This is a genomic window from Achromobacter pulmonis, from assembly GCF_902859765.1.
GTDB lineage: Bacteria > Pseudomonadota > Gammaproteobacteria > Burkholderiales > Burkholderiaceae_B > Achromobacter > Achromobacter pulmonis.
In genome coordinates, this window is the sequence record NZ_CADIJV010000043.1 from 1 (window position 1) to 22,670 (window position 22,670).

At 67.9% G+C, this 22,670-nt stretch carries 21 protein-coding genes; 19 read left to right on the forward strand and 2 right to left on the reverse strand.

Annotated features, from left to right (window positions below):
- The 6 genes from HV701_RS24135 to HV701_RS24160 form a co-directional block, all read left to right on the forward strand.
- Window positions 1-166: SHOCT domain-containing protein (locus HV701_RS24135; RefSeq protein WP_175135536.1), on the forward strand; the 166-nt coding region annotated here is incomplete at its 5' end.
- 13 nt (window positions 167-179) lie between these two features.
- Window positions 180-1,646, forward strand: coding sequence for a DUF4178 domain-containing protein (locus HV701_RS24140; RefSeq protein WP_175135537.1), 1,467 nt, complete (start codon window positions 180-182; stop codon window positions 1,644-1,646).
- Window positions 1,647-1,805: 159 nt separating this feature from the next.
- Window positions 1,806-2,156: an adenosylmethionine decarboxylase gene (gene speD, locus HV701_RS24145; RefSeq protein WP_175135538.1), complete on the forward strand. Its 351-nt coding sequence runs from the start codon at window positions 1,806-1,808 to the stop codon at window positions 2,154-2,156.
- 130 nt (window positions 2,157-2,286) lie between these two features.
- Complete coding sequence (modA, locus tag HV701_RS24150) at window positions 2,287-3,048, forward strand: molybdate ABC transporter substrate-binding protein (protein ID WP_175135539.1); 762 nt, start codon at window positions 2,287-2,289, stop codon at window positions 3,046-3,048.
- A 30-nt stretch (window positions 3,049-3,078) separates the two neighbouring features.
- Entirely contained in the window at window positions 3,079-3,762 is a 684-nt protein-coding gene (gene modB / locus HV701_RS24155; RefSeq protein ID WP_175135540.1) for a molybdate ABC transporter permease subunit, read from the forward strand.
- On the forward strand, window positions 3,759-4,445 hold the full coding sequence (locus HV701_RS24160; protein ID WP_175135541.1) for a sulfate/molybdate ABC transporter ATP-binding protein: 687 nt from the start codon (window positions 3,759-3,761) through the stop codon (window positions 4,443-4,445). The genes modB and HV701_RS24160 overlap by 4 nt, the downstream gene beginning before the upstream one ends.
- Before the next feature lie 59 nt (window positions 4,446-4,504).
- Here HV701_RS24160 and HV701_RS24165 read toward each other — a convergent pair whose 3' ends face one another.
- The gene (locus tag HV701_RS24165; RefSeq protein ID WP_175135542.1) at window positions 4,505-5,299 is read right to left on the reverse strand and encodes a TOBE domain-containing protein; all 795 of its coding nucleotides are present in this window, start codon (window positions 5,297-5,299) and stop codon (window positions 4,505-4,507) included.
- Between the two features lie 195 nt (window positions 5,300-5,494).
- Here HV701_RS24165 and HV701_RS24170 point away from each other — a divergent pair, with 195 nt between their 5' ends.
- The 12 genes from HV701_RS24170 (at window position 5,495) to HV701_RS24225 (ending at window position 20,417) form a co-directional block, all read left to right on the forward strand.
- Complete coding sequence (locus HV701_RS24170; protein WP_175135543.1) at window positions 5,495-6,091, forward strand: DUF4136 domain-containing protein; 597 nt, start codon at window positions 5,495-5,497, stop codon at window positions 6,089-6,091.
- Between the two features lie 19 nt (window positions 6,092-6,110).
- On the forward strand, window positions 6,111-7,307 hold the full coding sequence (locus tag HV701_RS24175; protein ID WP_175135544.1) for a DUF3734 domain-containing protein: 1,197 nt from the start codon (window positions 6,111-6,113) through the stop codon (window positions 7,305-7,307).
- Window positions 7,308-7,455: 148 nt separating this feature from the next.
- A complete protein-coding gene (locus HV701_RS24180) occupies window positions 7,456-7,896 on the forward strand; it encodes a winged helix-turn-helix domain-containing protein (protein WP_175135545.1) in 441 nt (146 codons plus the stop codon).
- Between the two features lie 270 nt (window positions 7,897-8,166).
- Window positions 8,167-9,411, forward strand: coding sequence for an efflux RND transporter periplasmic adaptor subunit (locus HV701_RS24185; RefSeq protein WP_175135546.1), 1,245 nt, complete (start codon window positions 8,167-8,169; stop codon window positions 9,409-9,411).
- A gap of 63 nt (window positions 9,412-9,474) precedes the next feature.
- Entirely contained in the window at window positions 9,475-12,696 is a 3,222-nt protein-coding gene (locus HV701_RS24190) for an efflux RND transporter permease subunit (RefSeq protein ID WP_175135547.1), read from the forward strand.
- Complete coding sequence (locus tag HV701_RS24195; protein WP_175135548.1) at window positions 12,693-14,180, forward strand: efflux transporter outer membrane subunit; 1,488 nt, start codon at window positions 12,693-12,695, stop codon at window positions 14,178-14,180. Before HV701_RS24190 ends, HV701_RS24195 begins: the two co-directional genes overlap by 4 nt.
- Window positions 14,177-14,917, forward strand: a complete 741-nt coding sequence (gene pdxJ, locus HV701_RS24200; RefSeq protein WP_175135549.1) for a pyridoxine 5'-phosphate synthase — start codon at window positions 14,177-14,179, stop codon at window positions 14,915-14,917. The genes HV701_RS24195 and pdxJ overlap by 4 nt, the downstream gene beginning before the upstream one ends.
- A 35-nt stretch (window positions 14,918-14,952) precedes the next feature.
- Window positions 14,953-15,390: a holo-ACP synthase gene (acpS, locus tag HV701_RS24205; RefSeq protein ID WP_175135550.1), complete on the forward strand. Its 438-nt coding sequence runs from the start codon at window positions 14,953-14,955 to the stop codon at window positions 15,388-15,390.
- A 43-nt stretch (window positions 15,391-15,433) separates the two neighbouring features.
- Complete coding sequence (gene nagZ, locus HV701_RS24210) at window positions 15,434-16,489, forward strand: beta-N-acetylhexosaminidase (protein WP_175135551.1); 1,056 nt, start codon at window positions 15,434-15,436, stop codon at window positions 16,487-16,489.
- Entirely contained in the window at window positions 16,452-18,281 is a 1,830-nt protein-coding gene (gene uvrC / locus HV701_RS24215; protein WP_175135552.1) for an excinuclease ABC subunit UvrC, read from the forward strand. The genes nagZ and uvrC overlap by 38 nt, the downstream gene beginning before the upstream one ends.
- 74 nt (window positions 18,282-18,355) lie before the next feature.
- Window positions 18,356-18,928: a CDP-diacylglycerol--glycerol-3-phosphate 3-phosphatidyltransferase gene (gene pgsA / locus HV701_RS24220; RefSeq protein ID WP_175135553.1), complete on the forward strand. Its 573-nt coding sequence runs from the start codon at window positions 18,356-18,358 to the stop codon at window positions 18,926-18,928.
- Between the two features lie 202 nt (window positions 18,929-19,130).
- On the forward strand, window positions 19,131-20,417 hold the full coding sequence (locus HV701_RS24225) for an MFS transporter (protein ID WP_175135554.1): 1,287 nt from the start codon (window positions 19,131-19,133) through the stop codon (window positions 20,415-20,417).
- Window positions 20,418-20,532: 115 nt separating this feature from the next.
- On the opposite strand, the gene HV701_RS24230 is transcribed toward HV701_RS24225, so the two are convergent.
- Window positions 20,533-21,609: a tartrate dehydrogenase gene (locus HV701_RS24230; protein ID WP_175135555.1), complete on the reverse strand. Its 1,077-nt coding sequence runs from the start codon at window positions 21,607-21,609 to the stop codon at window positions 20,533-20,535.
- Between the two features lie 137 nt (window positions 21,610-21,746).
- On the opposite strand from HV701_RS24230, the gene HV701_RS24235 reads away from it, so the two are divergent.
- The gene (locus HV701_RS24235) at window positions 21,747-22,655 is read left to right on the forward strand and encodes a LysR substrate-binding domain-containing protein (RefSeq protein WP_175135556.1); all 909 of its coding nucleotides are present in this window, start codon (window positions 21,747-21,749) and stop codon (window positions 22,653-22,655) included.
- Window positions 22,656-22,670: the final 15 nt, after the last annotated feature.

Here is a 22,670-nt window from a genome sequence, read left to right on the forward strand (position 1 = left end):
GGCCGGCGCCCCGGCTGCGGCCGGCGCGGCGGCGGGCGCGGCTGCCTCGGGCGGCGACCCGGTGCAGCGGTTGCAGCAGCTCAAGGATCTGCTCGACAAGGGCCTGATCACGCCGGCCGATTACGACACGGCCAAGGCCGAGGTCCTGAAAAAACTCACCAGCTGAACGCCACCCGCCCATGCAGCAGGTCCTGTGTCCGCAGTGCGGAGCACCCGTCAAGTTCACTTCCACGGCGTCGGTCATGGCGGTCTGCGGCGCCTGCCGCAGCACGCTGCTCAAGGACGCCGAGTCGGTCAAGCGCATCGGCGAAAGCGCCGAGGTGCTGGAAGACTATTCGCCGCTGTGCCTGGGCGCCGCAGGCCAGTTCGAAGGCAAGCGCTTCGATGTGATCGGCCGTATCCAGCTGCGCTACGAGGACGGTTTCTGGAACGAGTGGTACCTGTGGTTCGATGACGGCTCGGACGGCTGGCTGTCGGACGCCTCGGGCCAGTACGCCATCACCCGCCGGCGCAAGGTCAAGACGGTGCAGGGCCTGCCCGCCTTCGCCGACATCGCGCCCGGCGACGACATGAAGCTGGACGGCCAGCGCTTCACCGCCTCGGATGTGCGCCGCTGCCGCGCTGGCGGCGCGCAGGGCGAGCTGCCGTTCGTGCCGGGCGACGGCTGGGAAGCCAAGGTGGCGGACTTCCGCAGCCTGGACGCGTTCCTGACGCTGGACTTTTCCGACGGCCCCGAGCCTGAACTCTATATCGGCAAGGCCTTCGACCTGGCGGGCATGCAGGCGGCCACGCTGCGCTCGAACGAGCAGGTCGAGGAAACCGCCGGCCGTTTCCGCGGCCAGATCAAGGCGCTGGACTGCCCCAGTTGTGGCGCGCCGATCAGCTTCGTCGCCGCCATGGCGACCCAGGTGGTGTGCCCATCGTGCGCGGCCACGGTCGATTGCGCCGGCGAGACCGCCGAGGTCATCGAGAAGGCGCGCAAGGTCCAGGCCATCAAGACCACGCTGGCGCTGGGCGCCAGCGCCAGGATCGATGGCGCCGCCTATACCTTGATCGGCCTGATGAAATGCGCCGACCCGGACCCCGAAGAGCCGTCGGACTGGATCGAATACCTGTTGTTCAGCCCGACCCGCGGCTTCATCTGGCTGGTGCAGACCGACGAGGGCTGGGAACGCGTGCAGGTCTGCGACACCTGGCCCAGCCACAACAACGCCACCAGCGTGCGCTGGCGCTCCAAGCTGTACCACAAGCTGTACGACTACACTTCGCGTGTCGAGCTGGCGCTGGGCGCCTTCAACTGGCGCGTGAAGGTCGGCGACAGCACCATGATCACCGACTACAAGGCCGGCAACCTCAAGCTGACGCGCGAGCAGGGGGCGGCCGAAGTGGGCTGGTCGGCATCCGCGCCGGTGGCGCCGGCCCAACTGGCCGAATGGTTCGGCGATCCCGCGCTGGCCAAGCAGAAGGCGATGCCGCGGGCCGCCTCGTCCGGCGGTTATCGCCAGTGGGCCTGGTTCGCCACCATCGCCATGGGTTTTCTCAACATGGGCAATATCTTCAGCGGCCGCATCCTGCCGCTCCTGATCGGCCTGGCGTTCCTGTGGCTGCCGGCCAGCCTGGCGGACAAGATGTCAAAGGACGACTGAGGCATGGGCAAGTTCATCTACGCCATCTACGCCATCATCGTGGTCATGGCCGCCACCGGCGCCAATTCCCCCAGTGCGCGCATGAGCAGCGGCGGGGGCAGCAGTTGGGGGGGGCGGCTATTCGGGCAGTTCGGGCTGGTCGTCGGGCGGGTCGCACAAGTGACCCTGCACGCGACGCCCGGCCGCCACATCCTGGCCGATTTCCACGGCGTGTCCGCCAGCCTGCTGGGCGACGCGCAAGCGCTCGAACGCGAACTGTTGCGGGCCGCCGAGGCCGCCGGGGCGCGGGTGCTGGGCACCCATTTCCACCATTTCGGCGCGGGCGCTGGCGTGACCGGCGTGGTCATGCTGAGCGAGTCGCACATCAGCGTCCATTCCTGGCCCGAGCACCAGTTCGCGGCGCTCGACATCTTCATGTGCGGGGCCGCCCGCCCCGAACTGGCGCTCGAATGCCTGCGGGCGGCGCTGGGCCCGGACTCGGCGCGCGTCACCACGGTCGAGCGCGGCTGAGCGCGGCGCCGGCCTTTCCCGTTCCCCCTTGCATTGACTTGGCGCAAGCCGCCCCGGGGCGCAAATTGACGAGCGTTATATACCTCTATATATTTCGTTACCGAGATAGATCTTGCCCGAGGAGAGCTTCATGTTGCGCAAACATCCGATCCTGGCGCTGGCGCTGGCCCTGGCCGCCGCGTGCTGGGGGCCCGCCGTCCATGCCGGCGAGCTGGTCGTGTCGGCCGCCGCCAGTCTGACCAATGCCTTCAAGGCGGTGGCGCAGGCCTACGAAAAGGAGCATGCCGGCAGCAAGGTCATCCTGAACTTCGGCGCTTCCGACGTGCTGCTGCAGCAGATCATCAAAGGCGCGCCCGCCGACGTGTTCGCGTCCGCCGACCAGAAGGCGATGGACAAAGCGGTCAAGGAAAAGGCCGTCAAGGCCGACACCCGCGTGGATTTCGCCGCCAACCAGGTCGTGCTGATCGTGCCGGCCGACAGCAAGGCCGGCATTACCGCGCTCAAGGACCTGACGCGCGACGATATCAAGCGCGTCGCCTATGGCAACCCGGCTTCGGTGCCGGTGGGCCGCTACACGCAGGGCGCCTTGCAGGCCGCCGGCCTGTGGGATGCGGTGCAGGCCAAGGCGGTGCTGGCGCAGAATGTGCGCCAGAGCCTGGACTACGTCTCGCGTGGCGAGGTCGATGCCGGCTTCGTGTTCGCCACCGACGCGGCCATCATGCCGGACAAGGTCAAGGTTGCCGTGCGCGTGCCGTCGCAGACCCCGGTCACGTATCCCATCGCCCTGACCGCGCGCGATGCCGCCACGAAGGAGGCGCAGCGCTTCGTGGCCTATGTGATGTCGCCGGCCGGCCAGGAGATCCTGGCGCGCTACGGTTTCCAGAAACCCTGAGGCCGTGGCCAGATTCGATCGCGGTATGTGATGAACGATCCGGTTTGGGTGCCCCTGCTGCTGACCCTGAAAGTGGCGGGCTGGGCCACGTTGCTGGCTACGGTGGCCGGTACCGCGGCCGCCTATGGCCTGTCGCGCTGGCGCTGGCCTGGGCGTGACCTGCTGGACGCGGTCCTGACCTTGCCGCTGGTGTTGCCGCCGACGGTGCTGGGCTATTACCTGCTGGTGCTGCTGGGCCGGCGCGGCGTGTTCGGCGAGAAGCTGGCGGCGCTGGGGATCGAGCTGGTGTTCACCTGGCAGGGCGCGGTCATCGCGGCCTCGGTGGTGGCTTTTCCATTGGTATTCAAGTCGGCCCGCGCCGCCTTCGAAAACGTTGATCCGCAACTGGAAAGCGCGGCGCGCGTGCTGGGCGTATGCGAGGCGGGCGTGTTCTTCCGTGTGACGCTGCCGCTGGCGGCGCGCGGCATTGTCGCCGGCGTGTTGCTGGCGTTCGCCCGTGCGCTGGGCGAGTTCGGCGCCACGCTGATGATCGCCGGCAATCTGCCGGGCCGCACCCAGACCCTGTCGGTCGCCATCTACGAAGCGGTGCAGGCCGGCGACGACGCCACCGCCAATTTCCTGGTGCTGGTGACCTCCATCACCTGCGTGGTGGTGCTGGTGGCGGCCGGCAAGCTGGTGCCGCTGCGCGGCCGGCGCAGTGGAGGCGGGCAATGAGCGTCGACCTGCGCATTCGCAAGAACATGGTGTCGGGCGACCGGCATTTTTCGCTGGACGTGGCGTTCTCGTCAGTGGCCAAGCGCATTGCGCTGTTCGGCCCCTCCGGCGCTGGCAAGAGCCTGACGCTGCGGGCCGTGGCCGGCCTGCTGCGGCCCGATGGCGGCCGCATCGTGGTCAATGGCCGGGTGCTGTTCGATTCCGCGGCCGGCGTCAGCGTCGCGCCGCAGGCGCGCCGCGTGGCCTACCTGTTTCAGGACTACGCGCTGTTTCCGCACCTGACCGTGGCGCAGAACATCGCCTTCGGCTCGCGCCGCGGCTGGTTCAATCCGCCCCGGCGCGCGGTCTCGCCCGAGGCGCGGCGCTGGGTCGATGCGTTCGAGCTGGGCGCCATCGTTGGCAGCTATCCCCACGAGATATCGGGCGGGCAGAAGCAGCGCGTGGCGCTGGCGCGCGCGCTGATGCTCGAACCCGACATCCTGTTGCTGGACGAGCCGTTCTCGGCGCTCGATGCGCAGCTGCGCGGCAAGATGCGGCAGGAACTGAATGCGCTGCAGCGCCGGCTGGACGTGCCGATGTTGCTGATCACGCATGATCCGGCCGATGTCGAGGCCTTGGCCGACGAAGTGTTCGAGGTGCGCGAGGGCCGGGTGCGGCGCCGCGACGAAGACGTCGGCATCTGAACGCGGCCGGCCTGCCGCGCGGCAGGCCGCGCAAACGCCGGGCCGCGCCGGGCGCCGGCTCAGTCCAGCACGCCCAGGATCACGCTGGACGCCTTGAAGATGGCCACCGCCTGCGCGCCTTCGTCCAGGCCCAGGTCGCGCGCGCTGTCATGGGTGACGATGGCCGCCAGGGTGGTGCCGCCCGCCAGGCTGATCAGGATTTCGCTGTTGACCGCGCCGGTGCGCACCGCCGCGATCGTGCCCGACAACTGGTTGCGGGCCGACAGCCGCAGGCCGGCGCCCGGCGCGCCGACGATGACCGACGAGGCCTTGACCAGCGCCAGGGCTTCCTTGCCCGGCGCCAGTTCCAGTTCCGGGGTGCTGTCGCGGGTGATGGTGGCGGTGATGATCTGGTCGCCAGCGATACGTAGCAGGATTTCGTCGTTGACGGCCCCGGAGCGCACCTCGATCACGGTGCCCATGAGTTTGTTGCGGGCGCTGGTTTTCAGCATGAATCGCCTCATCAAATCGAGATCGCCGCTGGCGTCGACGCCGGCGCGCGCCAGGTTTTCCATGAATCTTCGATGTTCGGATTCGAGCGCACGGAAGGTCGCGATCAGGCCGCGGGCCCGGTCGGTCAGGCGCGTGCCGCCGCCGCCTTTGCCGCCGGCCGCGCGCAGCACCAACGGTTCGCCCGCCAGGTTGTTCATGGCATCGATGGCATCCCAGGCGCCCTTGTAGCTCATGCCCACCGCGCGCGCCGCGGCGGTGATCGAGCCGGTGGCGTCGATCTGCGCCAGCAGGTCTATGCGGTTCTTGCCGCCCCAGTTTTGGGTGCCGGAACGAAACCAAATCGAGCCGTCGAGTTCCAACATGGGTATCAGGTGTGGTCAGGGTCTGGAAGTCAGCCCCGAGTGTAATGGAGCCTGCGCCGCCGGTCGGGAAATATGCGATGAGAATGAGATGCTGTTGAAACTTTATCCGCTTCGCGGCACTATGGGTGCGCTCAGGATGTGTTGATGGGTGTAGACGCAGGGGGCGCTCGCGGCCCCGCCTTCCAGGAGATCGACATGAACGCGCTGAAATTGCTGGCATCGGGTTCCATGGTGGCGCTACTGGCGGCTTGTGCCACCGGGCCCACCGTCAAGAGCGACTACGATCATCAGGCGGATTTCTCCCGCTACCGGACCTTCGGCTACATGTCGCCGCTGGGCACCGACAAGGCCGGCTACAGCACCCTGCTGACCGAACGCCTCAAGAACGCCACGCGCGGCCAGATGGAAATGCGCGGCTATGTCTACAGCGCCGTCGATCCTGACCTGCTGGTCAACTTCAACGGCAAGCTGCGGCAAAAAACCCAGGTGACCGAGGCGCCGCCGCCGATGGGACCGTATTACGGCTACCGCTCCGGCTTCTATGGCGGCTGGCCCGGCTATGGCTGGGGCGACACCGTCTACCAGTACACCGAAGGCACTCTCAATATCGACCTGATCGACTCGCGCCGCAAGCAACTGGTGTGGGAAGGGGTCGCGGTCGGCGAGGTGCGCAACCCCGAAATGGCGGCGTCGGCGCAGCGCGTCGACAAGGCCGTGGCCGAGATCTTCGCCAAGTATCCCTTCCGCGCCGGCATCGCCACGCCGCAACTGCCGGACAAGACCAAGCCCTAGTTTTCTGCAAGGAGCCCGCATGAGTACACGCAGCAAGGCCGCCCCCCCGGATACCGGCAAAACGCCGCCCTATGACACCGTGGCCCTGGTGCTACAAGGCGGGGGGGCTCTGGGGTCCTACCAGGCCGGCGTGTACCAGGGGCTGCACGAGGCGGGCATCCGTCCCAACTGGATTTCCGGCATTTCGATCGGCTCGATCAATGCGGCCATCATCGCCGGTTCGCCCGAGGACGAGCGGGTCGAGCGGCTGCGCGGGTTCTGGGAAAGCATCTGCCGGCCGGCCGGATTCGCGTCGGTGCCATGGGGCGACACGCTGGCCGGCATGTTCGAGGGCATTCCCTTCGGCTTCGGTTCGCCCGCCATGAACGGCCAGTTGTCGGCCTTCCAGGCTTTGTTTTCGGGCCAGCCGGGGTTCTTCAAGCCGCGCTTTCCGCCACCCTACTGGGTGCATGGCAAGGGCGCCGCGTCCACCAGTTTCTATGACACCACCCCGTTGATGGCGACCCTGCGCGAGTACATCGATTTCGACCTGCTCAATTCGGGCGCGGTGCGCGCCAGCTTCGGCGTGGTCAATGTGCGCAGCGGCAACTTCGCTTATTTCGACACCCAGACGCATACACTCGGGCCCGAACACATCATGGCCTCGGGCGCCTTGCCGCCGGGGTTTCCGTCGGTCGAGATCGACGGCGAGCATTATTGGGACGGCGGCATGGTGTCCAATACGCCGCTGGCCCAGGTGCTGACCAGCGATAACCTGCGCGACACGCTGGCCTTCCAGGTCGATCTGTGGCCCGCCCGCGGGGGGCTGCCGACCTCCCTGGAGGAAGTGGCCGAGCGCCAGAAGGACATCCAGTATTCCAGCCGTACCCGCATGGTCACCGACCAGTTGCGGCGCGTGCTGAAACTGCGCCACTGCTTGCAGCAACTCCTCGAGCGGCTGCCCGAAAAAGAGCGCGGCGCGTCCGAGCTGGCGGAAATCCGCCGGCTGGCCAAGATCCCGGCCACCAACATCATCAACCTGATCTACGAGGCCAAGCATCGCGAGCGCTTCTCGAAGGACTACGAGTTCGGCACCGAGGCCATGCGCGAGCACTGGGAGTCGGGGCTGGCCGATATTCGCCAGACGCTGGCCAAGCCCGACGTCCTGGCGCGGCCTACCCAGGATAGCTGCTTCGTGGCCCACGACATCCACCGCAACGGCAAGCGCACTGCTTGACCGGCAGGGGGCTCGGACTTGTCTGATTCGCAGGGGGTGGCGCCGCACAAGCGGGGCATCGACGGTAGTCTTTCGGCAAGACTTGAAACCTTGTTCCGGTGCCGACCACTGCCTTCGTCTAGTGGCTCGTCCCGGTGGAGACTTCGCCATGACCATCCGTGCCCCGCATTCCAGCCCGCTCGTGTCCGCTTCCGCGCCGCGGCCGACCCCTGCCGCCGCCGGGACCGGCCCGTCGCCGCTGGCCGCCGGGCAGTTTCCCGTCCGCCTCGATGGCTGGTGGAGCCTGCTCTACCATGGCTGGACCCTGCTGACGCCGCAAGGCACGCGCCTGGACCTGACCGAGGTCGAGCGCGCCTGCTTCCAGTGCCTGCTGCGCAATCCGCGCAAGGAGCTGTTGCGTGAAGAACTTGCGGTGCTGCGCGAGGAATTGATGCTGCCGCGCCAGAGCACCAATCTGCGGGCCTTGAACGTGGCGATCTGCCGGCTGCGGCGCAAGGTGCGGCAGGCGGGCGGGCGGCTGCCGCTGCATACGGTGCATGGCGTGGGCTATGTCTTCCTGGGCAACCTGCAAGAGGTCGCCGACGTCTGAGCGGCGTTGTCAAAATCCCCTCGCGAGGCCCCTCGCCGCTGTGAAAATCGGTGATTTCCCCAATAACTGAGTTACATTAACGGGCTATTCACGTGTCACTGGCGGGGTGCGGGGTTTTGCTTTGATCGCAATGGCTTATTGCGGTCAAATACAGCGGTCGGACACGGCCGCTGTGAATCCGCGGCCGCCTTCGGCAACCGGACACGGCGGTTGGCAGACGCCGTCACATTGTTGCGGTCGCTTGGCGCGGTTAACTTCGCGGGGGTTTCAATGCGGTTTTCGCCTAAACGTGTCTCAGGTCTGGTTCTTTCCGGGGGCGTCCTCGCGCTGTTGTTGGCGGGGTGCGGTGAAAAGCCGCAAATGAACCCTGGCATGCCCCAGGTCAGCGTCATCACGGTGCAACCGCAGCGTACTCCCATCATTTCCGAATTGCCCGGCCGGGTCGACGCCGTGCGCGATGCCCAGATCCGCGCGCGGGTCACGGGTATCGTCCAGAAGATCGCCTTCGAACAGGGCGGCGACGTCAAGGAAAAACAGCTGCTGTTCAAGATCGATCCGGCGCCGTACAAGGCCGCCTACGATCAGGCCACGGCGCAGCTCAAGCAGGCCCAGGCCAACCTGTTCAGCGCCAAGCTGCTGGCCGACCGCTACGCGCCGCTGGTCAAGGCCAACGCCGTCAGCAAGCAGGAATATGACAACGCCGTGGCGGCCTACCGCCAGGCCGATGCGACCGTGGCCGCGGCCAAGGCGGCACAGGACAACGCTGCCATCAACCTGGGTTACACCGATGTCACCTCGCCCATCACGGGCCGTATCGGCAAGCCGCTGGTGACCGAGGGCGCGTTGGTCGAGGCCACCTCGGCCACGCAGATGGCCACGGTGCAGCAGCTCGACCCGATCTACGTCGACTTCACCCAATCCACCTCCGACCTGGCCGCGCTGCGCCGCGCCTTCGCCAGCGGCAAGCTGCAACAGGTGGGCAAGGATGCCGCCCGCGCCACCGTGGTGCTGGAAGACGGTTCCGAATATGACCATGCCGGCAAGCTGCTGTTCACCGGCATCACCGTGGATCCCAGCACCGGCCAGGTCAACCTGCGCGCCGAGGTGCCGAATCCCGATGGCATCCTGCTGCCCGGCATGTACGTGCGCGTGCGCCTGGAGCAGGGCGTGGACGACAAGGCCCTGATGGTGCCGCAGCAGGCGCTGCAGCGCACGGCCGATGGCTCGCAGAGCCTGATGCTGGTCAAGGACAACAAGATCGAACAGTTGCCCGTCACCACCGGCGGTGCGATCAAGGACAAGTGGATCATCACCAGTGGCCTGAAGGCCGGCGACGTCGTGGTGGTCGAGGGTTTCCAGAAAATCCGTCCCGGCGCGCCGGTGCAGGCCAGTCCCTGGAACAAGTCGGGCGCCGCGCCCGCCGCGGGCGGCCAGCCGGCGCAGCCCGGCGCCAAGCCGGCCGAGCCGGGGGCCAAGCCGGCCGAACCGGCGCAACAGGCCCCGCAGAAATCGTAAGCGGCTCGCAGCGCAACGCGCTGCGTTCCTCTTTGGTGAGCATCGCTTTCAGAGTCAGCCCACATGCCGCAATTTTTTATTGATCGACCAATCTTCGCCTGGGTAGTCGCCCTGTTCATCCTGCTGGCGGGGATACTGGCCATCCCCAACATGCCGGTTTCGCAGTACCCCGACGTGGCGCCGCCGGCCATCACCATCACCGCGACCTATCCGGGCGCGTCGGCCAAGGAAGTGGCCGAATCGGTCACCAGCATCATCGAGGACAAGCTCAACGGCGCCAAAGGCCTGATCTACTACGAGTCGGTGAGCGATTCCTATGGCACCTCGACCATCACCGCCACCTTCGCGCCCGGGCGCGATCCGGACCTGGCGCAGGTGGACGTGCAGAACCGGGTATCCAACGTCATCGCCCAGTTGCCGTCCGCGGTGCAGCAGCAGGGCCTGAAGTACGAGCAGACCAGTACCGGTTTCCTGATGATCGTGACGCTGTCGTCGACCGACGGTTCGCTCGATCAGACGGCCCTGGCCGACTACATCACCCGCAACGTCCAGAATCCGGTGTCGCGGGTGTCGGGCGTGGGCCAGTTCCAGCTGTTCGCGGCGCCGCGCGCCATGCGCATCTGGGTCGACCCGGCCAAGCTGGTGGGCTTCAACCTGAGCATGGCCCAGGTCAACCAGGCCATCTCCTCGCAGAACGTGCTGGTGTCGGGCGGCAGCATCGGCGCGCCGCCCAACCCCGATTCGCAGCGCATCACCGCCACCGTGGTGGCCAATGGCCAGCTCAGCACCGTCGAAGGCTTCGGCAAGATCGTGCTGCGCGCCAACACTGACGGCTCCAAGGTGCTGCTGCGCGACGTCGCCCGCATCGAGGTCGGCGCCGACAACTACCAGTTCGGCGCCCGCCTGAACGGCAAGCCGACGGCCGCCTTCGCCATCGTGCTCTCGCCGGACGCCAACGCGCTGGCCACCGCCCAGGGCGTGCGCCAGCAGATGGATCAGTTGTCCAAGTACTTCCCCGGCAACATCACCTACGCCATTCCCTACGACACCGCGCCCTACGTCAAGGTCTCGATCGAGCAGGTGCTGCACACCCTGGCCGAAGCCATGGTGCTGGTGTTCCTGGTGATGTACCTGTTCCTGCAGAATGTGCGCTACACCCTGATTCCGGCGCTGGTGGTGCCGGTGGCCATGCTGGGCTCGTTCGCGGTCATGCTGGCGCTGGGATTCTCGATCAACGTGCTGACCATGTTCGCCATGGTGCTGGCCATCGGCATCCTGGTGGATGACGCCATCGTGGTGGTCGAGAACGTCGAGCGGATCATGGCGACCGAAGGCCTGCCGCCCAAGGAGGCCACCAAGAAAGCCATGCCGCAGATCAGCGGCGCCATCGTCGGCATCACGCTGGTGCTGGTGACGGTGTTCCTGCCGTTGGCCTTCATGAGCGGGTCGGTGGGGGTGATCTACCGCCAGTTTTCGGTGGCCATGGCCGTGTCGATCTTCTTCTCGGCGCTGCTGGCGCTGACCTTCACGCCGGCGCTGTGCGCGACCATTCTCAAGCCGGTGCCCAAGGGCCACCATGACGAGAAGAAGGGTTTCTTCGGCTGGTTCAACCGCAAGTTCGACGCCACCACGCACGGCTACCAGAACTGGGTGTCGCGCATCCTGCACAAGGGCGGCCGCATGATGCTGGCCTTCCTGGTGCTGGTGATCCTGCTGGGTTGGCTGTATCTGCGCCTGCCGTCGTCGTTCCTGCCCGAGGAAGACCAGGGTTACGTGATCAGCAACATCGAACTGCCCACCGGCGCCAGCGCCAACCGCACGGTGGAGGTGATCGAGGAAGTCGAGGACTACTTCCGCCAGATTCCCGCGGTCGAGAACATCATCACCGTGCAGGGTTTCAGCTTCAACGGTAACGGCCTGAACGCCGCCATCGCATTCACTACGCTCAAGGATTTCAAGGACCGCAAGGGCAAGGGCGATTCGGCCGGCGCCATTGCGTTCAATGCCTTCCAGAAGCAACTGATGGGCATCCACGACGCCATGGTGTTCACGTTGGTGCCGCCCGCGATCTCGTCGCTGGGCAACGCCACCGGTTTCGACCTGCGTTTGCAGGATCGCGGCGCGGCCGGCACCGACGCGCTGGCCGCGGCCACCGGGCAACTGATGGGCATGGCCATGAAGAGCCCGATGCTGTCGCAGGTGCGCCTGACCGGCCTGTCGGCCGGCACGCAGCTGACGCTGGACATCGACCGCGACAAGGCGGCCGCCCTGGGCGTCAACTTCGACGAAGCGGCCACGCTGATCTCCACTGCCGTCGGGTCTGCCTATCTGAGCAAGTTCCCCAACCTGGGCCGGATGCAGAACATCTGGGTGCAGGCGGATGCGCCGTACCGCATGCAGCTGTCCGACGTGCTCAAGCTCAACGCCCGCAACGCGCAGGGTGGCATGGTGCCGCTGTCGGCATTCGTGTCGGCCAAGTGGTCGCAGGGCCCGGTGCAGGTGGTGCGCTACAACAGCTACGAATCCATGCGCATCGGCGGCAGCGCCGCGGCCGGCTACACCACCGGCCAGGCCATGGAAGAGATGGAAAGGCTGGTGGGTCAGCTGCCGCAAGGCTTCGGCTACGAATGGACCGGGCTGTCCTACCAGGAACGCCAGGCCGGCAACCAGGCCCCGATCCTGATGGGCCTGTCGCTGCTGGTGGTGTTCCTGGTGCTGGCCGCGCTGTATGAAAGCTGGGCCATCCCGATCTCGGTGATGCTGGTGGTGCCCCTGGGCATGCTGGGCGCGGTGGCGCTGGTCAGCGCGCTGGGCATGTCCAACGACGTGTACTTCCAGGTGGGCATGGTGACGGTGATCGGGCTGGCGGCCAAAAACGCCATCCTGATCGTGGAGTTCGCCAAGGACCAGTACGCCCGCGGCATGGGCTTGTACGAGGCGGCGGTGGAAGCCGCGCGCCTGCGGTTCCGGCCGATCCTGATGACCTCGCTGGCCTTCATCCTGGGCGTGGTGCCGCTGGCCATGGCCACTGGCGCCGGCGCCGCCAGCCAGCGCGCGGTGGGCCTGGGCGTGCTGGGCGGCATGCTGGCCGCCACGCCGTTCGCGGTGATTTTCGTGCCGACCTTCTTCGTGGTGGTGCTGGGCCTGTTCAAGACCCGCCCGCGCCTGCTGGGCGCCGAGCTGCGCGCGTTCGAGGAAGAGCAGGCGGCCAAGAAGGCGGCCGCGGGGCAGACCCCGCTGGACGCTCCCGCACAACCCAACGGTGGCCAGGAGGGCAAGGAATGAGCGCCCTGATGTTCAAACAGACCGCCTTGTCCGCCTTCGTGGCGGTGGCGTTGGCCGGCTGCTCGCTGGCGCCCGACTACAAGCGTCCCGACGCGCCGGTCTCCGGCAACTGGCCGGACCAGCCCAAGGTGCAGTACGGCGCGTACGCCACGCCGACATCGCTGGGCACGCAGCCGGCCGCCGCGGTGGCGCCGCAGGCCGGCACGCCGGCGGCCAGCCTGGGCTGGCGCGATTTCTTCCGTGATCCGCGGCTGCAGCGGCTGATCGAACTGGCGCTGGTCAACAACCGCGACCTGCGCGTGGCGGTGCAGCGGGTCGAAGAGGCGCGCGCCCAGTACGGCGTGCAGCGCGGCGCGCAATGGCCCAGTATCGGCGCCGGCATCCAGGGCCAGCGCCAACGCCTGCCCGAGAATATGCGCCAGCCGGGGGCTGGCTCGATCAGCAGTTCGTACCAGGCCGGCATCGGCCTGACCACTTTCGAGATCGACCTGTTCGGCCGCCTGCGCAACCTGTCGGAAGCGGCGTACCAGCAGTACCTGTCGACCGAGCAGGCGCAAAAGAGCACCCAGATCACGCTGATCGGCGCGGTGGCGCAGTCGTACTTCAACTTGCGCGCGGCGCAAGTGCAGTTGGAACTGACCCAGCGCACGCTGGCCTCGCGCCAGGAGTCGTACAACCTGGTCAAGCGCCGCTTCGACGGCGGGGTCGCTTCCGAGCTGGACCTGAACCAGTCCAAGTCGCTGCTGGATACGGCCTCGGCCGACCTGGCGCAGCTGGCCCGGGCCCAGGCCCAGGCCGTCAATGCGCTGGTGCTGCTGCTGGGCGCGCCGTTGCCTGAGGACTTGCCCGCGCCCGCGCCGTTCGGCCGCGACCAGTTGCTGGCCAGCGTGCCGGCCGGGTTGCCGTCCGACCTGCTGGAGCGCCGCCCGGACATCCTGGCCGCCGAGAACAACCTGAAGTCGGCCAATGCCAATATCGGCGCGGCGCGCGCGGCGTTCTTCCCGACCATCTCGCTGACCGGCCTGTTCGGCGTGGCCAGCCCGTCGCTGGATACGCTGTTCAAGGGCGGGCAGGGCTATTGGAGCTTCTCGCCGTCGATCACCACGCCGCTGTTCGCGGGCGGCAGCATCCGTGAAGGCCTGAACCTGGCCAAGGCGCGCGACAACATCGCGGTGGCGCAATACGAGCAGACCATCCAGCAGGCGTTCCGCGAAGTCTCGGACGCGCTGGCCGGCGAGGCCACCTATGGCGCCCAGCTGGACGCCCAGCGCGCGCTGCAGGATTCGTCGGCGCGCACGCTGGAACTGTCGAATCTGCGCTATACCAATGGCATCGACAGCTATCTGCAGGTGCAGACCGCGCAAGTGGACTTTTTCAATGCCCAGCTGGCGCTGGTGCAAACCGGCCTGGCCGCGCTGATCAACCGTGTGGAACTCTACAAGGCGTTGGGCGGCGGCTGGGAAGAAACGACGAAAGTGCAATGATAGAACTTGGTGTAAACATCGATCACGTCGCGACCCTGCGGCAGCAGCGTCACACGACCTATCCCGACCCGGTGGCGGCGGCGCTGCGCGCCGAGGACGCGGGCGCCGACCTGATCACGCTGCATCTGCGTGAAGACCGCCGCCACATCCAGGACGCCGACGTTTACGCCATCCGGCCGTTGCTGCGCACCCGCATGAACCTGGAATGCGCGGTCACGCCCGAGATGCTGGAGATCGCCTGCGCGGTCAAGCCCAGCGACGTCTGTCTGGTGCCGGAAAAGCGTACCGAACTGACCACCGAGGGCGGGCTGGAAGTGGCGGGCGCATTGTCGGCGGTGACGGACGCGGTCGGCCTGTTGACGGAAACCGGCATCCGCGTGTCGCTGTTCATCGATCCCGATCCGGCGCAGATCGCGGCCGCCGCCCGCGCCGGCGCGCCGGTCATCGAGCTGCATACCGGCGCCTATGCAGACGCCGAGGGCGACGCCGCCGAGGCCGAACTCGCGCGCATCCGCGCGGCGGTGGCCGAAGGGCTGCGCCACGGCCTGCGCGTCAATGCCGGCCATGGCCTGCACTACGGCAACGTCAAGCCGGTGGCGGCGCTGGACGGCATTTCCGAACTCAACATCGGCCACGCCATCGTGGCGCAGGCGGTGTTCGACGGCTGGGAAAAAGCCGTGCGCGACATGAAGGCGCTGATGGTGCAGGCCCGCCTGGAAGCGCTGCGCGGCCGTTGAGCCCGGGCCCGATCCCTTTTCACGGCGCCGCAGCGATGCCCCAGCCCGAACCGCCTCTCGCCGTCCCCGCGCCGGCCGCCATCGGCGGCATCGGCATGGACCTGCTGCGCATCGACCGCATCGAGCGCGCCCTGGCGCGCCATGGCGATCGCTTTGCCGAGAAGATCCTGGGGCCCGAGGAACTGGCCAAGTTCCACGCCCGCCGCGCTCGCGATCCGGCGCGCGGCCTGCGCTTTCTGGCAACGCGCTTTGCCGCCAAGGAGGCTTTTTCCAAGGCCGTGGGGCTGGGCATGCGCATGCCCATGACCTGGCGCCGGGTGCAGACGCTGAACGCGCCGGGCGGCCGGCCGGTGCTGGTGATCGCGCCCGAACTGCTGCAATGGTATGTGCAGCGCTTCGGCGCCGCGCATGTTTCCATTACCGATGAATCCGACATGGCCGCCGCCTATGTGGTGGTCGAACGCAAGCCCTGAGCCCGCGGGCCGGCCTGCAAGACACAGACTGAAGGACACGCCGATGGCCAAGAAGAAATCCCGGGCGCTGCCGCCCGGTCCCGTGATGGTCGATGTGGCCGGCACCGTGCTGACCAAGCAGGAAAAGAAGCGCCTGCGCCACCCGCTGGTGGGCGGCGTGATCCTGTTCGCGCGCAATTTCGAGAACCGCCGCCAACTGACCGAACTGACCCGCCAGATCCACAAGGCGCGCAAGGAGCGCCTGCTGATCCTGGTCGACCATGAGGGCGGCCGGGTGCAGCGCTTCCGCGAAGACGGCTTCACGCCGCTGCCGGCGATGCGCGACCTGGGCGCGCTGTGGGACCGCGATCCGCTGACCGCCATGCGCCTGGCAACCGAAGCCGGCTACGTGCTGGCCGCCGAGCTGCGCGCCTGCGGCGTGGACATGAGCTTCACGCCGGTGCTGGACCTGGACTACGGCGTCAGCAAGGTGATCGGCAACCGTGCCTTCCACCATGATCCGCGGGTGGTGACGATGCTGTCGCGCGCGCTGATCCAGGGCCTGGCGCTGGCGGGCATGTCGGCCTGCGGCAAGCATTTTCCGGGACATGGTTTCGTTGGCGCGGATTCGCACCACGAGATCCCGGTCGACCCGCGTCCGCTCGAACGCATCCTGAAAGACGACGCCGCGCCCTACGCCTGGCTGGGCGACGCCGTGCTGCCGTCGGTGATGCCGGCGCACGTCATCTATCCCAAGGTCGACAAGCACCCGGCCGGTTTCTCCAAGCGCTGGGTGCAGGATATCCTGCGCACCCGCCTGGGCTACGATGGCGTGGTGTTCTCGGATGACCTGACCATGGAAGGCGCCTCGGTTGCCGGCGACATCCTGGCGCGCGCGCAGGCCGCGCTGGGCGCCGGCTGCGACATGGTGCTGGTGTGCAACCGGCCCGACCTGGCCGACGAGCTGCTGGCGCGGCTCGAATTCGACCACGCGCCCGAGTCGGTGGCCCGCATCCGCCGCCTGATGCCGCGTTTCGATGCGCCCGACTGGGACGCCCTGCAGGCCGAAAGCCGTTACCAGAATGCCCGACGACTTCAATCTCAAATCGTTCCTGGCTGACCTGCCGCATCTGCCGGGTGTCTACCGGCACCTGGATGCGGCCGGCGAGGTCATGTATGTCGGCAAGGCGCGCGACCTGAAAAAGCGCGTCTCGTCGTATTTCCAGAAGAACCTGGCCAGCCCGCGCATCGCCCAGATGGTGGCGAAGGTGGCGCGGCTGGAGGTCACCGTCACGCGCTCCGAGGCCGAGGCGCTGATCCTGGAAAACAACCTCATCAAGAGCCTGAAGCCGCGCTACAACATTCTGTTTCGCGACGACAAGTCCTACCCCTATCTGCTGATCACCGGCCACGACTGGCCGCGTATCGCCTATTACCGCGGCGCCACCAACAAGCGCGGCCAGTACTTTGGCCCGTACCCGAATGCCTGGGCGGTGCGCGAGACCATCCAGATCCTGCAGAAGGTGTTCCGCCTGCGCACCTGCGAGGACACGGTGTTCGCCAACCGTTCCCGGCCCTGTCTGCTGCACCAGATCGGCCGCTGCTCGGCGCCCTGTGTCGGCGCCATCGCGGCGCCCGACTACGCGTCGGACGTGCAGCGCGCGGTGCGCTTTTTGAACGGCGAGGCCAAGGACGTGATGGGTGAGATCGAGGCCCGCATGCTGGCGGCCGCCGAGGCGCTGCGCTTCGAGGAAGCGGCCGCGCTGCGCGACCAGATGGGTTCGCTGGCGCGGGTGCTGCACCAGCAGACCATGGAAAACGTCAGCGGCGAGGACACCGACATCGTCGCCGTCGCCATCGCCGGCGGCAAGGTCTGCGTCAACCTGGCCATGGTGCGCGGCGGGCGCCATCTGGGCGACAAGCCGTTCTTTCCGACCCACGCCGAAGGCGAGGCCGCGCCGCAGGTGCTGGAAGCCTTCGTGGCCCAGCACTACACCGACAACGCGCTGCCGCCGGTGCTGGTCTGTTCGCACGCGCTGCCCGACGCCGGCCTCATCGACCTGCTGGTCGAGCAGGCCGGCGGCCGGCCGTCGCGCGTGCTGACGCGGCCGCAAGGGGCGCGCCGCGCCTGGCTGGAACAGGCGCAGAAGAATGCCGAGATGGCGCTGGCGCGCGCCCTGACCGAATCGGGCGCCCGCGCCGCGCGCACGCTGGCGCTGGCCGAGGCGCTGGACCTGGATACCGACGAGGCGGCGCTGGATGCGCTGCGCATCGAGTGCTTCGACATCAGCCATACCGCTGGCGAGGCCACCCAGGCGTCCTGCGTGGTGTTCGAGCACCACGACATGCAGCCGTCGCTGTACCGCCGTTACAACATCGCCGGCATCACCCCGGGCGACGACTACGCCGCCATGCGCCAGGTGCTGACGCGGCGCTTCGCCAAGGTGGCCGACGGCGAGGCCCAGATGCCCGGGCTGGTGCTGATCGATGGCGGCAAGGGCCAGGTCGAGGTGGCGCGCCAGGTATTTGCCGAGCTGGGGTTGGACATCCAGGCGCTGGTGGGCGTGGCCAAGGGCGAAGGGCGCAAGGTCGGCCTGGAAACCCTGGTGTTCGCCGACGGCCGCCCGCCGGTGGCGCTGGGCGGCGAGTCCGCCGCGCTGATGCTGATCGCCCAGGTGCGCGACGAGGCGCACCGCTTTGCCATCACCGGCATGCGCGCGCGCCGCGCCAAGACCCGCAACGTGTCGCGGCTGGAGGAGATCGAAGGGGTCGGGGCGCGGCGCCGGCAGCGCCTGCTGGCCCGTTTCGGCGGTTTTTCGGGCGTGGCGTCGGCCAGCATCGAGGACCTGGCGTCGGTGGACGGGATTTCCGAGGAACTGGCCGAACGGATCTATGAGGCGCTGCGCGGCTGAGACCGGCCACTTTCCGGCCCGTCGATGGCCGCGAGACAGCCAACGCCACCTGGCTGAGGTAGCATACGGACACTATGCCAATTAACGTACCCATCATCCTGACGTGGCTGCGTATCGCCATGATCCCGCTGGTAGTCGGGCTGTTCTACCTGCCCGAGAGCTGGATGTCCGTGCCGGTGCGCGACACATTCGCCGCCTGGGCGTTCATCATCGCCGCGCTCACCGACTGGTTCGACGGCTGGCTGGCGCGCCGCTGGAACCAGACGTCGGCGTTCGGGGCGTTCCTGGATCCGGTGGCCGACAAGCTGATGGTCTGCGCCGCGCTGATCGTGCTGCTGGACCTGAGCCGCGTCGATGCCTTCATCTCGCTGATCATCATTGGCCGCGAGATCACCATTTCCGCGCTGCGCGAATGGATGGCCAAGATTGGCGCCAGCGCCAGCGTGGCGGTGCACCGGCTGGGCAAGTTCAAGACCGCCGCGCAGATGGTGGCGATTCCCTGCCTGCTGTACAACCAGCCGATCTACGGCGTGTCCAGCAAGCTGCTGGGCGACATCCTGATCATCGTTGCCGCGGTGCTCACGGTCTGGTCGATGCTGTATTACCTGCAGCGCGCCTGGCCCGCCATCCGCGAGAAGGCCCAGTAAGCATCCACGGCGGCCCGGCTCGAGTGCAGGGCCGCCGCGACAGAGCAAGAGCGATGCCGGCCGGTGGGTCATCCCGCCGCCGGCACGGCCCCGCGCCGCATTCGCCACAGAGACAACGCCGGCCCGGCCGGACGTTGCCGGAGACAACCCGCGCGCCATCCATGGGACGGCCGCTTTTCGCCGCTGCCCGCGGTTTTGCGCCATGACTACCGCTGCATCCTCCCCGGCCTCGGACGCCGCCGTCCGCCGGCGCGACTGGCAGATCATCCTGCTGATCGGCGTGGCCCACGCCTCGTCGCACTTCTTCCAGTTGGTGTTGCCCTCCCTGTATGTCTCGCTCGGCAACGAATTCGGGCTGGATTTCGCCCGGCTCGGGCTGCTGGTGTCGACCTTTTACGTGGTCTCGGGCATCGGCCAGGCCTCGTCCGGCTTCGTGGTGGATCGCATCGGCGCGCGGCCGGTGCTGTGGTTCGGCCTGGCGTGTTTCGTGCTGTCGGGCGTGCTGATCGGCTCGGCCAGCGGTTACCCCATGCTGATGGCGGCGGCCGTGGTCGGCGGCATCGGCAATTCGGTGTTCCACCCGGCCGACTATTCCATCATCAACCACCGCATCACCGCGCCGCGCCTGGGCCATGCCTTTTCGGCGCACGGCCTGACCGGTAACCTGGGCTGGGCCCTGACGCCGGTATTCATGACCTCGATCACGCTGCTGGCCAACTGGCGCGTGGCGGCCTACAGCGCCGCCGCGCTGGTGGCCTGCGTGCTGCTGCTGACCGTGCTGGGCCGCCACCTGCTGGGCGGGGCGGAGCCGGTCCAGGCCGGTGACGCCAGGGCCGGCGCGCGCCTGGCGCCCAAGCCGCAGGAAGGCGTGCTGACGACGCTCGCGACGCTGCTGTCGCGGCCGGCGCTTTGGGGCGCCTTCCTGTTCTTCGCCTGCACCTCGATTGCGCTGTCGTCGGTGCAGAACTACACCATCCCGTTGCTGGGCCAGCTGTACGACCTGTCCAAGGTGGCGGCCAGCTCGGCGCTGTCCGGTTACATGGTGGCATCGGCCGTGGGCATGGCGGCCGGCGGCTTCCTGGTGTCGGCCAACCCGCGCACCGAGCGCACGGTGATGGTGGCGCTGATCCTGGCCGGCCTGACGCTGGTGGTGCTGGCGCTGGGCCTGGTGCCGGCGCTGTTCGCCGCGCCGGTGGTGGCGCTGGCCGGCTTTTGCTCGGGCGTGGCCGCGCCGTCGCGCGACATGCTGATCCGGCGCGTGACGCCCAAGGGTTCGACCGGCTCGGTCTATGGCCTGGTGTACTCGGGCATGGACGTGGGCTCGGCGCTGGGGCCGCTGGCCTTCGGCCTGCTGCTGGATGCCGGCATGCGCCAGGGGCCGTGGATCGGCGCGGGCGTGGCGTTCGCCGCCGCCGCGCTGTTGGCGCAGTGGATCGCGGTGCAGGCGCGCCGGGGGGGTCCCGCCGCCGCGGTGCCGGCGCGTTCCTGACGCGTCCGCCGCGCGCCATCGCCGCAAGCTGAATGCCGCCCTCGGGCGGCGTTCTGCTTTGAGGACGGCGGATTCGCCGCCTTCCCGGCGAGGAGGGCGCTCGTCGCGCCCGGGATCAGCCGTGCGCTTCGATGTGCGCGGCGATGGCGCGGCCGATGTCCTCGGTGCGGGCCTGGCCGCCCAGGTCCGGCGTGCGCGGACCCTCCTTCAGGCAGTGTTCGATGGCCGCGAGGATAGCGTCATGCGCGTCCTGGCTGCCCAGGAATTGCAGCAGCAGCGCGCCCGACCAGATCATGGCGATGGGGTTGGCGATGCCCTGGCCGTAGATGTCGGGCGCCGAGCCGTGCACCGGCTCGAACAGCGAGGGGAAGGCGCGTTCCGGATTCAGGTTGGCCGAAGGGGCGATGCCGATGGTGCCGGTGCAGGCCGGGCCCAGGTCTGACAGGATGTCGCCGAACAGGTTGGAGGCCACCACCACGTCGAAGCGCTGCGGCTGCAGCACGAAGCGCGCCGCCAGGATGTCGATGTGCTGCTTGTCGGTCTTGACGTCCGGATACTGCTGACCGACGGCGTCGGCGCGCTCGTCCCACCAGGGCATGCTGATGGCGATGCCATTGCTCTTGGTGGCGACCGTGAGCTGCTTGCGCTGGCGGCGGTTGGCCAGCTCGAAGGCGTAGCGCATCACCCGGTCGGTGCCGTGGCGGGTGAAGACCGATTCCTGGATCACGATTTCGCGATCGGTGCCGCTGAACAGGCGCCCGCCCAGGTTGGTGTACTCGCCCTCGGTATTTTCGCGCACGATGAAGAAATCGATGTCGCCGGGACGCTGGCCGGCCAGCGGGCAGGGCACGCCGTCGAACAGGCGCACCGGGCGCAGGTTGATGTATTGATCGAACTCGCGGCGGAACTTCAGCAGCGAGCCCCACAGCGAGACGTGGTCCGGCACCGTGGCGGGCCAGCCGACCGCGCCGAAGTAGATGGCGTCGTAGCCTTGCAGTTGTTCCTTCCAGTCCGGCGGCATCATCTCGCCGTGCTGCGCGTAGTACTCGCAGTTGGCCCAGGGGAAGGTGTCGATCTGCAGCGTCAGGCCGAAGCGGCGGGCGGCGGCTTCGACGGCGCGCAGGCCTTCGGGCAGGACTTCATTGCCGATGCCGTCGCCGGCGATGGCTGCGATTTTGTGAACGTGGGACATGGAGAGGCCTGGAAAGGGAAGGGAAAAAGGCGTCCCGCGCCGCGCCAGGGGGCACGTTGCGGGGAATGGCAGCCATGGTAGGCGTGCCTACAGTCCATCTACAATGGCCCATCGCGTGAAATGAATATGCACGAATCATGAATAATGACCTGCTGCCCGCCGACCTGCGCGTGTTCAACGCGGTGGTGCGCGCCTCCAGCTTTTCCCGTGCCGCCGAAGACCTGGGCATGTCGGCCGCCTACGTCACAAAGCGCATCCGGCTGCTGGAAGCCAGCCTGGGCACGCCGCTGTTCCACCGCACCACGCGGCGCGTGGTCGTGAGCGAGGCGGGCGAGCGCGTCTACCACTGGGCCCAGCGCATCCTCGACGACGTCGAGCACCTGGTCGAGGAGGTCGGCGTCACGCGCCGCGAGCCGCGCGGTTTGCTGCGGATATGCAGCAGCTTCGGTTTCGGGCGGCGGGTAGTGGCGCCGGCGCTGTCGACGTTCGTATCGCGCCATCCGGCGGTGCAGGTGCGCTTCGAGGTGTTCGATCGCCTGGTCGACGTGGCGGCCGAGGGCTACGACCTGGACGTGCGCGTGGGCGACGACATCGCGCCGCACGTGATCGCGCGCAAGTTGGCCGCCAACCACCGGCTGCTGTGCGCCGCGCCGTCGTACCTGGCCGAGCGCGGCGTGCCGCGCAAGCTGGACGATCTGGCGGCGCACGATTGTCTGGTGATCAAGGAACGCGACCACCCCTTCGGTGTCTGGCGCATGCGGCGCGGCGAGCGCGAGCACACCGTCAAGGTGCGCGGCCCGCTGTCGGCCAACAATGGCGAGATGGTGGTGCAGTGGGCGGTGGACGGGCGCGGCATCATCCTGCGTTCGGCCTGGGACGTGGGCCCGTTGATCGCCGCCGGCAAGCTGGTGCCGGTGCTGCCGCAATACCGCCAGGAGGCCAACATCTGGGCGGTCTATCCCGCGCGCCTGAATGCCTCGGCCAAGGTGCGGGTGTGCGTCGATTTCCTGGAGGCGCACTTGCGGCGGCAAAGCACGGCGCATTGACGCATCGCACGCCGC